Origin of the sequence: Proteus sp. G2674 (genome assembly GCF_009915195.1) — a bacterium.
GTDB classification, from domain to species: Bacteria; Pseudomonadota; Gammaproteobacteria; order Enterobacterales; family Enterobacteriaceae; genus Proteus; species Proteus mirabilis.
The window spans coordinates 30,747-44,412 of record NZ_JAABLS010000012.1; the positions used below are offsets into that span (position 1 = coordinate 30,747).

General features: G+C 41.5%; 9 protein-coding genes. 8 read left to right on the plus strand and 1 reads right to left on the minus strand.

Translation table 11 applies throughout. The annotated features are described in order from the left end of the window. The first annotated feature begins 75 nt into the window (after positions 1 to 75). From GWI58_RS03805 to rluA, 3 genes are all read left to right on the plus strand, one after another. A complete protein-coding gene (locus GWI58_RS03805) occupies positions 76 to 2,430 on the plus strand; it encodes a DNA polymerase II (protein WP_060554859.1) in 2,355 nt (784 codons plus the stop codon). A gap of 191 nt (positions 2,431 to 2,621) precedes the next feature. Next, the gene (gene rapA / locus GWI58_RS03810; RefSeq protein ID WP_004249485.1) at positions 2,622 to 5,525 is read left to right on the plus strand and encodes an RNA polymerase-associated protein RapA; all 2,904 of its coding nucleotides are present in this window, start codon (positions 2,622 to 2,624) and stop codon (positions 5,523 to 5,525) included. Positions 5,526 to 5,583: 58 nt separating this feature from the next. Further along, complete coding sequence (gene rluA / locus GWI58_RS03815; protein WP_004245532.1) at positions 5,584 to 6,237, plus strand: bifunctional tRNA pseudouridine(32) synthase/23S rRNA pseudouridine(746) synthase RluA; 654 nt, start codon at positions 5,584 to 5,586, stop codon at positions 6,235 to 6,237. 244 nt (positions 6,238 to 6,481) lie between these two features. Here rluA and djlA read toward each other — a convergent pair whose 3' ends face one another. Beyond that, positions 6,482 to 7,282: a co-chaperone DjlA gene (djlA, locus tag GWI58_RS03820; RefSeq protein ID WP_094959820.1), complete on the minus strand. Its 801-nt coding sequence runs from the start codon at positions 7,280 to 7,282 to the stop codon at positions 6,482 to 6,484. 425 nt (positions 7,283 to 7,707) lie between these two features. Between djlA and lptD the strand changes: the two genes are divergently transcribed. Genes lptD through apaG form a run of 5 tightly spaced genes read left to right on the plus strand, consistent with a single transcriptional unit; the run spans position 7,708 to position 13,665 of the window. Beyond that, positions 7,708 to 10,071, plus strand: coding sequence for an LPS assembly protein LptD (gene lptD / locus GWI58_RS03825; protein ID WP_161768909.1), 2,364 nt, complete (start codon positions 7,708 to 7,710; stop codon positions 10,069 to 10,071). Positions 10,072 to 10,118: 47 nt separating this feature from the next. Beyond that, positions 10,119 to 11,456 (plus strand): peptidylprolyl isomerase SurA, encoded by a 1,338-nt coding sequence (gene surA / locus GWI58_RS03830; protein WP_094959824.1) that lies wholly within the window; start codon positions 10,119 to 10,121, stop codon positions 11,454 to 11,456. Next, on the plus strand, positions 11,446 to 12,447 hold the full coding sequence (pdxA, locus tag GWI58_RS03835; RefSeq protein WP_161768910.1) for a 4-hydroxythreonine-4-phosphate dehydrogenase PdxA: 1,002 nt from the start codon (positions 11,446 to 11,448) through the stop codon (positions 12,445 to 12,447). The genes surA and pdxA overlap by 11 nt, the downstream gene beginning before the upstream one ends. Continuing rightward, positions 12,440 to 13,258 carry a 16S rRNA (adenine(1518)-N(6)/adenine(1519)-N(6))-dimethyltransferase RsmA gene (gene rsmA, locus GWI58_RS03840; RefSeq protein ID WP_004245541.1) on the plus strand — a complete coding sequence of 273 codons (819 nt, stop codon included), beginning with the start codon at positions 12,440 to 12,442 and terminating at the stop codon, positions 13,256 to 13,258. The genes pdxA and rsmA overlap by 8 nt, the downstream gene beginning before the upstream one ends. Positions 13,259 to 13,287: 29 nt before the next feature. After that, positions 13,288 to 13,665 (plus strand): Co2+/Mg2+ efflux protein ApaG, encoded by a 378-nt coding sequence (apaG, locus tag GWI58_RS03845; protein ID WP_004245543.1) that lies wholly within the window; start codon positions 13,288 to 13,290, stop codon positions 13,663 to 13,665. Position 13,666: the final 1 nt, after the last annotated feature.

Sequence of the window (13,666 nt, forward strand, 5' to 3'; positions counted from 1 at the left end):
AGGCTATGATTAATATTATAATTAATAGTTAACGATCTCTTTTTCAAGCTTCAATATCTCGCTTATTAGGAAATTATGACAATTCACACAGAGCAAGGCTTTATTCTTACCCGCCATTGGAGTGACACCCCACAAGGTATCGCTGTCTCCTATTGGTTGGCGACAGAAAATGGACCGCGTAAAGTCACGGTTGCAAAGCAGTATGCTATTGGTTTTGTTGCTCAACAAAATGAAAGTATATTACGCTCAGTGGTTGGTCATAATCGCGATATTGATATTCGTCCTCTGGCGTTAAAAGACTTTGAAAGACAACCTGTTTTGGGGGTTTATTGTAAACAATACCGCCAACTTACCCAGCTTGAACAGCAATTAAAACAGCATAATATTCGCCTATATGAAGCCGATATCCGCCCACATGAACGCTATATGATGGAGCGTTTTATCACCGCGCCTGTATGGTTTCGTTATCAAAATAGTCATACTGTCACGCTAAAACCTGCCAGTGATTATCGTCCTACATTACGTACCGTCTCTTTAGATATTGAAACCAGTGAGTTTGGTGAGCTTTATTCTATTGGATTGGCCGGTTGCGGTGATAACGTTGTTTTTATGCTTAGTGACACCCTCCCAGAAGTTCAAGAAAGCCAACAACCTGAAGGATATCGTCTGTGCTATGTAAGTAGTCGATTACAACTCCTTGAAAAACTAAATGCTTGGATACAAGAGTACGATCCTGATGCGATTATTGGTTGGAATCTTATTCAATTTGATTTGCGTATCTTGCATACCCATGCTCAGCGTTACGGGATCAATTTATTATTAGGACGACAAAATACCCCATTAGAGTGGCGTGAACATGGTTTTAAAGCGGGGCACTTTTTTGCCTCAGCACAAGGGCGTTTAATTATTGATGGTATTGATGCGTTAAAAATGGCGACATGGAATTTTCCCTCTTTTAGCCTAGAGTCGGTCGCTCAAACACTGTTAGGGGAAGGGAAAGCGATTGATACACCTTATGCCAGAATGGACGAAATCAATCGCCGTTTTAAAGAGGATAAGCCCGCCTTAGCGTATTATAACTGGCAAGATTGTGTCTTGGTTAATCGTATCTTTGATACCACACACTTAATGGAATTCTTATTAGAAAGAGCCAGTGTAACAGGACTGGCAGCAGATAGAAGTGGTGGCTCTGTCGCAGCATTTACTCACCTCTATTTACCCTCAATGCATCGTCTTGGTTATGTTGCCCCCAATCAAGGTGAAAAACCCGAAGAGCATAGCCCTGGTGGTTTTGTCATGGACTCAACACCGGGTCTCTATGACTCAGTGGTGGTACTGGACTATAAAAGCCTATATCCCTCTATTATTCGCACCTTTTTAATCGATCCGGTGGGAATGATTGAAGGTATGCATCACCCTGATAGCACACATGCCGTTCCCGGTTTTCGTCAAGCGTGGTTTTCACGAGAAAAACACTGTTTACCCACCATTGTTTCACAAATCTGGCATGAACGAGATAATGCTAAACGTCATAACAACGCCCCGCTCTCTCAAGCATTGAAAATTATTATGAATGCTTTTTATGGTGTATTAGGCTCGGTAGGCTGTCGTTTTTTTGATCCTCGATTGGCTTCATCAATTACTTTACGTGGTCATGAAATAATGAAAAAGACCCGTGAATTAATTGAGTCAAAAGGCTATCAAGTGATTTATGGTGATACTGATTCTACTTTTGTTTGGCTTAAAGCCGCTCATAACGAAGTACAAGCAGAGCAGATCGGCCGTCAATTAGCGCAAGATGTTAATCAATGGTGGAAAAGCTATCTGACTGAAACTTACCAGCTTGATAGCCAATTAGAGCTTGAGTACGAAACCCATTATCGCCGATTCTTGATGCCCACTATTCGAGGCATGGAAACCGGAAGTAAAAAACGTTATGCAGGGCTAAGTCATGATAAAATGGTGTTTAAAGGATTGGAAACAGTCAGAACAGACTGGACACCACTGGCGCAAGCGTTTCAAAAAGAGCTTTATACACGCATCTTTAATCAGCAACCTTATCAACAGTTTATTCGTGATTATGTTGCTGATACGCTATTAGGAAAATATGATGATAGGCTGGTTTATCGAAAAAGATTGCGACGAAAATTATCAGACTACCAGCACCATATCCCCCCTCACGTCAAAGCAGCTCGATTAGCGGATGACTATAATCAGTTACAAAATAGGCCGCAACAATATCAGCAAGGCGGTTGGATTAGTTATATAATTACTCACTTGGGGCCAGAGCCGTTAGAGCATATCACTTCGACACCTGACTATGAACACTACATTAATAAGCAATTAATGCCGATAGCAGATGCTATTTTGCCATTTCTACAAGATGATTTTTCTACCTTGTTAAATGGGCAAATGACGCTCTCTTTTTAAGATGTGTTATTTTGCAGGTGACGGCTTGCTTTGCATCTATTAACATAACGCCCCTTTGGTGATAATCACCTTTTTTCTCATCTTGAGAAAGATACTATTTTTTATCCCGTAGATTGGATGACAACACCGCAATACTGCATTCATTAATAATGATTTTATAAATTATATATTTGAGAGCTGAGTTTATATATATGCCTTTTACTCTTGGTCAACGTTGGATTAGCGATACAGAAAGCGAACTTGGACTAGGTACTGTTGTGGCAATTGATGCCCGTATGGTGACCTTACTTTTTCCTGCATGTGGCGAAAATCGTCTTTATTCCCGCCATGATGCCCCAATAACGCGGGTGATGTTTAATGTGGGGGATACTGTCACCAGTCATGAAGGCTGGAAGCTCGCCATCGACAACGTTGTGGAAGATAATGGCTTACTTATTTATCACGGCGTACGTTTAGATACCGAAGAGCCAGCACAACTGCGTGAAGTATTCTTAGATAACAAACTCACTTTTAATAAGCCACAAGATCGTCTTTTTGCCGGTCAAATAGACCGTATGGATCGTTTTGCTTTACGCTATCGTGCGCGTAAATTTATGAGCGAACAGTTTAAGCAAGCACAAAGTGGTCTACGTGGTATTCGCGCAAGTCTTATTCCTCATCAGCTCTATATTGCTAATGAAGTGGGTAAACGTCATAACCCACGCGTTTTATTAGCGGATGAAGTTGGGCTGGGTAAAACTATCGAAGCGGGTATGATAATCCACCAGCAAATCATGGATGGACGCGCTGAGCGTGTTTTAATTATCGTTCCTGAAAGCTTACAACATCAGTGGTTAGTTGAGATGTTACGTCGTTTCAACCTACGTTTTTCACTGTTTGATGATAGCCGTTATAGCGAATCTTTATTAGATAGCGATAATCCTTTCGAAACAGAGCAGATGATCATTTGCTCATTAGACTTTGTGCGTAAAAACAAACAACGCTTTGAACACCTTGTTGAAGCGACTTGGGATATGTTAGTTGTCGATGAAGCCCACCATCTGGTATGGAGTGAAAAGGCACCAAGCCGAGAATACCAAGTTATCGAAACGCTGGCTGAAGCGATCCCTTCTGTATTGTTATTAACCGCAACACCGGAGCAACTTGGTCAAGAGAGCCATTTTGCCCGCTTACGTTTGCTCGATCCTAATCGTTTCCACGATTACAACGAATTTATTAATGAACAACAAAAATATCGCCCCGTGGCCGATGCGGTAACCATTTTGCTTTCAGAAGATGATTTAAATAACGAACAGCAAAATAGCATCAGTGAGATGATCAGCGAGCAAGATATAGAGCCGTTGCTAAAAGCCTCTAATACCCAAGGTGAAGAGCGTACAAAATCTCGCCAAGCACTTATTCATATGTTGATGGATAGACACGGTACGGGTCGTCTGTTATTTCGCAATACTCGCTCCGGCGTCAAAGGCTTCCCTAACCGACTGTTGCACGCAATAAAAATGCCACTACCAACTCAGTATCAAACCGCCATTAAGGTGGCTGAGATTATGGCAGCGAAAAAGAGCCTCGAAGTACGAGCAAAAGAGATGCTCTATCCTGAACGTATCTACCAAGAGTTTGAAGGTGAAAATGCCACATGGTGGAACTTTGATCCACGCGTTGAATGGCTACTAGGCTTTTTAACCGCCAATCGTCATGAAAAAGTATTAGTCATTTGTGCTCAAGCCGCCACAGCACTGCAATTAGAACAAGTTTTACGTGAACGTGAAGGTATTCGTGCTGCAGTATTCCATGAAGGGATGTCTTTACTTGAACGAGATCGTGCAGCCGCTTATTTCGCCTCAGAAGAGGAAGGCGCACAAGTGTTACTATGTTCTGAAATCGGTTCAGAAGGGCGTAACTTCCAATTTGCTAATCAACTAGTGATGTTTGATCTCCCCTTTAATCCTGATTTATTAGAACAACGTATTGGTCGTCTTGATCGTATCGGTCAAAACCGCGACATTGATATCAGTGTGCCTTATCTTGAAGGAACCGCTCAATCTGTTCTATTACGTTGGTATCACGAAGGGTTAGATGCATTTGAACATACCTGCCCGACGGGTCGTACAATTTATGACAACGAATATGATGCGCTAGTCAATTATCTTGCTCAACCTAATGAACTAGGTGATTTTGATAAGTTTATCGTTTCTTGTCGTAAGCAACATGATGAGATGAAACTCAAACTAGAGCAAGGTCGTGACCGTCTATTAGAAATGCACTCTAACGGCGGTGAAGTTGGCGTTGAGTTAGCGAATAAGATTGCAGAGCAAGATAACGATCCCGATCTGGTTAACTTCGCCTTAAACTTATTTGATATTGTGGGCATTAACCAAGAAGATCGTAGTGATAGCTTAATTGTATTAACGCCATCAGATCATATGTTAGTTCCTGACTTCCCAGGATTACCACAAGATGGTTGCACAATTACCTTTGATAGAGAGCATGCACTCTCTCGTGAAGATACGCAATTTATCAGTTGGGAACATCCTATTATCCGTAATGGTTTAGATTTAGTCTTATCTGGTGATACAGGTAGTTGTGCGGTTTCTTTATTGAAAAACAAAGCATTACCTGTAGGTACGCTATTAGTTGAACTGATTTATGTCGTAGAAGCGCAAGCCCCTAAACACCTTCATTTAACTCGCTTCTTACCGGCAACTCCAGTACGCTTATTACTTGATTTAAAAGGTAATAATCTTGCATCACAAGTTGAATTTGAAAGTTTTAACCGCCAATTAAATGCGGTAAATCGCCACACATCCAGCAAATTGGTCAATGCGGTACAAAATGAAGTTCATCATGTACTAAAAGCATCTGAATCCTTAATGGAAGCGGAAGCGAAAACGCTAATTGAACAAGCGAAGCAAGAAGCAGACAACGCATTAACACATGAGTTATCACGCTTAGAGGCATTACGTGCCGTTAACCCAAATATACGTGATGACGAAGTTGAAGCAATTGAAAATGAGCGTACGCATATTCTTAACCACTTAGATGAAGCGACATGGCGCTTAGATGCGATCCGTTTAATTGTTGTTACCCACCAATAATCACTGTTAAAACGGGGGAAAGCTTTATCTCCCCCGTTATTTTGCTGAGATATCCACTATGATGGAAGTTTATAACCCCCCCACTGATCCTTGGTTACACGTTTTATATCAAGATGAGCATATTATTGTTGTTAATAAACCCAGTGGATTGCTATCTGTACCCGGTAAAGCGCTAGAACATCACGACAGCATTATGTCGCGTATAAAAGCCGATTTTCCTGATGCGGAATCTGTTCATCGCCTTGATATGGCCACGAGTGGTGTGATGGTTGTTGCGCTTAATAAAGCCGCCGAGCGTGAATTAAAACGCCAATTTCGTGAACGAGAGCCGAAAAAAACCTATATTGCCCGTGTCTGGGGAAAGCTTGAAAAACCACAAGGATTAGTTGATCTGCCTTTGATCTGCGATTGGCCTAATCGACCTAAGCAAAAAGTGTGTTATGAAACAGGAAAGTCTGCACAAACTTTTTATGAAGTGTTGGAATATGAAGAAAATGCAACGCGGGTAAAACTATCACCAATAACCGGACGCTCCCATCAGCTACGGGTTCATATGCTAGCATTAGGTCATCCTATTTTAGGGGATCGTTTTTATGCTCATCCGCAGGCAAGAGCACTCGCACCTCGCCTGCAGTTACATGCTCAGGAATTATTTATTACGCATCCGGCCTTTCATTCACCGATACATTTTGAATGCCTGGCAGATTTTTAACCTGTCTTACGACACTAAAACGGTCACCGAACTTAGTGAAGCAAGGAGCAGACAGAGCGCTAATCCTATAACCCCAACAAGAACACGGACGTTTGACATTGATATAGTTCCTTTTATAAGAGAATGAGAGTGAAATAATTAAATTTCACTTATATTTTACCGTGACAAATAATAATCTCAACTAAGACTGAGTTATCTTCATCACGGATTAATTCTCTCTTTTCTCATCTTTATTTACAAGATGTTAACGAAATCCTTTTTCTTTTTTAATCAAATCGTAAGCAACTTGGATAGCTTGTGCTTTTTGTTTTGCAATTTCCATCATCTCCGGTGGTAAACCTTTTGCAACCAATTTATCAGGATGATGTTCTCCCATTAATTTTCGATAAGCTCTTTTTATTGTTTTAACATCATCACCCTCTTTAATACCTAACACTTTATAGGCGTCAGAAAGCGTTGGGCCTTGAGTTTGTGGCTGATAATTTTGCCCTTGTTGATAATGAAAACTTTGTCCCGCCTGCATCATGGCTAATATATGTTCAAAACGGGCGCGAGAAAATCCGAGCTCATCAATAATAATAAACAGCATCTTACGTTCGTTAGGATGTAACTGCCCATCAGCAAATGCAGCTTGTAATTGAATTTCCAGAAACATCTGCAGTAAATCACGGCGACCAGCACAAATTTGGCGAACACGTTGTAAGGTGGCTCTAAGTGGGAAATCAACCTCTTTACCTTCTCGAAACGCCTGTTGTGCTGCTTGACGTGCTGCCCCATGTAAATTCATTCTATCCATTAACGTACTGGCTAATGTGATATCGGTTCGTGTCACTCGTCCTTTGGATTTGGTTAAATGCCCTAAGACTTGGAATGTGGCAGCAAAGAAATAGGCTTGTCTATCACGATTATAGCGCCCACCATAGCTTAATTTACTTCTTTGTACGTCATAAAGGTGTCCTAGAAAAACCCCAATCACAATGCCCCAAAAGCCGATCCCGGCAAAACTACCGATGATAAGGCCTAATAATTTTCCCCAATAGCGCATAGACTCCTCAAATCTTCAATGCCCTGCTCACAATTTTGCATTATCATACTATTCATTTGCTTTCACACCTAACATCAAGCAAGCTCAAATAAACTTTTTCTTAAAATGATGAGGTTTTCGCTAGCTGCTTGCACAGAGATAATGCTGTTTTCGTTTAAATTGTGTTAAAGTAAAATAAGTGACCAAACGAATAACTTTAGCGTTGTTATGCAGCACGAAATACCGCACAAGCGCGGTGTTTTTTTGTTTCTAATAAAGCTATAAACCGATTTCAACATAGAAACATCGAAAAAAGGGAACTGCTCTTTTTTCGGTTACCGTTAGAACAATGTTCAGGACGTTGGGCTAGTGTTGCATAACTCCCTGCGTTAGTTTCTCGCTATTTAGCAGTAGAAGCCACTGATGACGGAAGCACATAAATACTCATGAAAAAAAGTTATCCCACACTGCTGGCCACCTTAGTTTGGGCCACAATTTATGCTCAGCCTGCATATGCTGATCTTGCCTCTCAATGTTTACTGGGAGTCCCTGTTTATAATAAGCCATTAGTCGAAGGCGATCCTAACTCATTACCTGTCACCATTACGGCTAAGGATATGCAAGGGGAATATCCACGCATGATCCAATATAGAGGCAATGTGGACATTAAACAGGGAAATCAAACATTAAGCGCAGATAATGTTGAGTTGACCCAAACAGAAGGTGAAACACCATTAAGAATGGTCACCGCGACAGGTAATGTCTCTTATGATGATCCACAAATCATCTTAAAAGGCCCACGTGCTTGGTCTAATCTTAATAACAAAGATACTGATATCGAAGAAGGTAAATACCAAATGGTGGGCCGACAAGGCCGTGGCTACGCGAATAAAATGCAATTGCGTGGCGAAAACCGCTATACCATTATGGATAAAGGGATGTTTACCTCTTGTCTACCCGGTGATGATAGTTGGAGTGTTGTCGGCTCTGAGGTTATCTTAGATCGTGAAGAGCAAGTAGCAGAAATTTGGAATGCACGTTTTCGTGTTGCTAACGTCCCTGTTTTCTATAGTCCTTATCTGCAATTACCGATTGGCGATAAACGTCGCTCTGGTTTCTTAATTCCTAATGGTAACTATTCTCGTAGTTCTGGGTTTGACTTCCAACTGCCTTACTATTGGAATATTGCCCCTAATTATGATGCAACTATTACCACGAATTATATTAGTCGCCGTGGTTTAAAATTTGATAATGAATTTCGTTATTTAACAAAACCGGGTCGCGGTACGATTGCGGTTGATTGGATCCACCACGACAGTCAATACAATAAAGATAAAGCCGAAAAAAATGATTATTTGGCGCGTGATTCTGCTACACGCTGGTTATTCTATTGGGGTCACAGTGGAGTGATGAACAATGTGTGGCGCTTTAATATCGACTACACAAAAGTCAGTGATAACAAATATTTCACTGACTTTACTTCTCAATATGGTAATACCACTGATGGTTATGCGACGCAAAAATTCAGTACCGGTTATGCTCAGCAAAATTGGAATGCCACATTAACCACTAAACAGTTCCAAATTTTCTCAGATAATAAATATGCAAGGGCTTATCGAGCCGAACCACAGCTTGATCTTAATTATTATAAAAATGATATTGGCCCATTTGATTTTCGTACTTATGCACAATTTGCCCGCTTTACCAGTGTCGGAGAAAACACCCCTGAAGCGAACCGTTATCATATAGAGCCAACCATTTCCTTACCTGCCTCCACTGGCTGGGCAAGCTTTAATAATGAGTTTAAATTGATGGCGACTCATTATGATCAAGATATTCCTGATGCTTATAAAAAGGATTATCCACATCAAAAACTTGATGATAGTGTCAACCGCGTACTACCACAATTTAAGTCAGATATGAAAGTGGTGTTTGAGCGCCAATATGACACTAACGATATTACGCAAACGTTAGAGCCACGAGTACAATATCTGTATGTACCGTATAAAGATCAGTCTAATATCAATAACTTTGACTCAGCGCTATTACAATCCAACTATAGCGGACTTTTCCGTGACAGAATGTACGGTGGTCTAGATCGCATTGCTTCTGCAAACCAATTAACGACGGGTGTTACTTCACGTTTTTATGATAGTGAACTGGTTGAACGTTTTAATATTTCTGTTGGTCAAATCTATTTCTTTGAGCGTCCTAAAACAGGTTCATCGAATGAAATTATCAATAGCAAAGATGAAACCGGATCTATGGTATGGGCAGGCGATGCATATTGGCGCATTACTGATACTTTAGGTATGCGTGGTGGTTTACAATATGACCGTCGTTTAGGCAGTGTCTCTATGGGTGATGCGATTATGGAGTATCGCCGTGATAGCGACCATCTCTTACAATTAAGCTATCGTTATGTAGACCGTGATTATATTCAAGCAACACGGGTTCGCCCTTATGATGGCGTGGTCAATCAACTACCAGAATACCAAAAAGGCATTTCTCAAATTGGTGTTGTCGGCAGTTGGCCTTTAGCAGAACGTTGGGGATTGGTCGGCGCTTATTACTTTGATACCAAAGATTCAGAGCCAGTAAGCCAAATGGTCGGCTTGCAATATAACACCTGTTGCTGGGCGGTAAACGTTGGTTATGAACGTAAAATTGTTGGCTGGAAAGAAGACCACAGCGATATTGACAACAAATGGTCAATCAATTTGGAACTCAGAGGCCTAAGTAACAATCATAGTTTAGGTAGTCAAAAAATGCTTGAGCGCGGTATCTTACCTTATCAAAGAGCGTTTTGATTAACCCAAACGACAAAATTGGCTGAATGAATATGTCATCGCGCAAAATGCGGAAAACACATAATGGGAAACTTATGAAAAATTGGAAAACGCTGGTTATCGGCTTAATGATCACGGTTGGTGCAGCCACCAGCACAACCACTTTTGCAGCACAAGAACTCAACCGCGTATCGGCTATCGTCAATAACGGTGTCGTTCTGGAAAGCGACGTCAATAGAATGTTACAAACGGTGCAAATGAATGCTAAAAATGCCGGGCAAGAAATGCCTGATGAGCAAGTTTTGCGCCAACAAATCTTAGAGCGCTTGGTGATGGATAACATCATCTTGCAAATGGCTCAACAGATGCAAATTGATATTCCTGAAGCTGCCGTTGAGTCAACCATTCAAGGGATTGCCGCAGAAAATAACCTGACACTAGAGCAGTTAAAAAAACGTCTTGCTGCCGATGGCATTGCTTATAACGATTATCGTCAAGATATTCGTAAAGAGATGATGTTAGCAGAAGTGCGTAATAACGAAGTTCGTCGTCGTATTACGATTTTGCCACAAGAAGTGGACTCATTAGCTAAACAAATTGAAAGCCAAGCAAGCCAAAGTATTGATCTTAATCTTAGCCATATCTTAATTCCATTATCAGAAAATCCATCACCTGCAGAAATTGAAAAAGCACAGCAAGTGGTGAACCGTATTAAGAGCCAGCTAAAAAACGGTGCTGATTTCGGAAAATTAGCCGCCACTTATTCAGCCGATCCGCAAGCACTTAATGGTGGTAATATGGGATGGGCATCAATTGATGAGTTACCGACAATCTTTGCTAAACAGCTTGCTAATGCACAAAAAGGTGAAATTGTCGGGCCACTGCAATCAGGTGTTGGTCTACATATTATTAAAGTCAATGATATACGTGGTGCTTCAAAAACCGTTTCTGTAACTGAAGTAAAAGCACGCCATATCTTACTAAAAAGCTCGCCTATCATGAATGATGAGCAAGCTTATGCCAAACTACAGAAAATTTCTGCCGATATTCGTAGCGGTAAAATCAGTTTTGCGGATGCGGCTAAAGAGTATTCTGAAGATCCCGGTTCTGCATTACGTGGCGGTGAGTTAGGATGGTCAATGCCTGATATTTATGATCCAGCTTTCCGTGACGCGTTGATGCGTTTAAACAAAAATGAATTAAGCCAACCTGTTCGCTCTAATTTTGGCTGGCACTTAATTGAACTTGAAGATACGCGTAGCGTTGATAAAACAGATGCAGCGAATAAAGAACAAGCTTACCGCTTACTGTTTAACCGCAAGTTTAATGAAGAAGTACAAAACTGGATGCAAGAGTTGCGTGCAGGCGCTTATGTGAAAATAATGAACGAGAATAATGCAAACTAAGCTAAAAAAACCCCTCGTTATCACCCCCGGCGAACCCGCCGGGGTTGGTCCTGACCTGATTATTTCATTAGCACAGTCACAGTGGGCACTTCCTTGGGTAGTATGCGCTGATCCTCAATTATTACGAGCAAGAGCACAGCAACTCAATCTCCCACTCACTTTAGTTGAATATTCCCCAGATAATCCACCTACAGCACATATCCCTGGCCAAATTTGTGTACTTGCCGTTGAATTAACCGACCCTTCGGTTGTCGCAGGTACACTTAATACTGCCAATGGCCACTATGTGGTACAAACGCTTGCTCGCGCTTGTGACGGATGTTTAAACGGAGAGTTTTCTGCTTTAGTCACAGGGCCGGTACATAAAGGGGTTATTAATGATGCCGGTGTGCCATTTACAGGGCATACTGAGTTCTTTGCCGATCGCAGCCATTGTCAACGAGTGGTGATGATGCTGGCAACGGACACTTTAAGAGTCGCTCTCGCCACCACACACCTGCCCTTAAGAGAAGTTGCTGATGCGATTACGGGTGAGTTGCTTAATGAGATCATCACCATTTTAAACCATGATCTAAAAACCAAATTAGGCATCTCATCACCACATATTTACGTATGCGGTCTAAATCCTCATGCTGGAGAAGGCGGTCATATGGGGCGTGAGGAGATCGATATTATTGAACCCGCATTAGAGCAATTACGCCAACAAGGTATTCAACTTCATGGGCCTTACCCTGCGGACACCTTATTCCAGCCTAAATATTTAACACATGCAGATGCTGTGCTTGCGATGTATCACGATCAAGGATTACCTGTGCTAAAATATGAAGGTTTCGGTCGTGCTGTGAATATCACGCTCGGTCTACCTTTTATTCGTACATCTGTTGATCATGGGACAGCCCTTGAACTTGCAGGTACTAAAAGCGCAGATGCTGGCAGTTTTCGCACCGCATTAAATTTAGCCATTAATATGATACAAAATTGTAATGAATAATAGAGTCCATCAGGGGCACTTTGCCCGCAAACGCTTCGGGCAGAACTTTTTAACAGACAGCTATATTATTGAAAGTATTGTTGAATCTATTTATCCACAACCCGGTGAAGCCGTTATTGAAATCGGTCCTGGTTTAGGCGCGCTTACTGAGCCGGTGGGGGAAAGAATGGATAAAATGACGGTCGTCGAAATTGACCGTGATTTAGCTGCACGCTTAGAAGTTCACCCTACATTAAAAGATAAGCTAACCATTATTCAGCAAGATGCGATGACGATTGATTTTGCCCAATTAGCAAAAGAGCGTCAGCAACCTCTGCGGGTTTTTGGTAACCTACCTTATAATATTTCAACGCCATTAATGTTCCATCTATTTAGTTTTGCTGATGCCATTTCTGACATGACTTTTATGTTGCAAAAAGAGGTGGTTAATCGCCTAGTGGCAAGTCATGGTAGTAAAACTTATGGCCGCTTAAGTGTCATGGCACAATACCACTGCCAAGTCATTCCTATTATTGAAGTGCCACCAAGCTCATTTAAGCCAGCCCCGAAAGTAGATTCTGCCGTTGTGCGTCTGATCCCTTATAAGGAAAAACCCTATCCGGTGACAGATATTGCTATGTTAAGCCGTATCACATCACAAGCCTTTAATCAGCGCCGTAAAACGTTACGTAATAGCTTAGGTGGACTACTTACAGCAGAAGATATGCTGGCATTAGATATCGATCCCACTGCACGCGCAGAAAATATTTCTGTTGAGCAATACTGTAAAGTGGCAAACTGGTTATCATCACAACAGCAACACGCTGAGTGAAATAGCGCACACTAGACCTAGGAGGTATTATGTTTACTTCATCCAAAGTGGCGATACAGGTACAAAGCGTTTACATTGAGAGCCAATCTTCACCAGAAGAACAGCGCTATGTTTTTGCTTATACCATCACCATACATAACTTGAATAAACATGCTATTCGCCTCCTACGTCGCTATTGGTTGATCACCAATGCACAAGGAAATACCACTGAAGTTCAAGGTGAAGGGGTTGTTGGTGAACAACCTCTGATTGAAGCTGGCTCACGGTATCGTTATACTAGTGGCGCAGTTCTTGAAACGCCGATGGGCACCATGGAAGGTCATTATGAAATGATTGACGCACAAGGACGTCTGTTTCAAATTGACATCCCTGTTTTCCGCCTTGCTATCCCTACATTGATAAATTAAT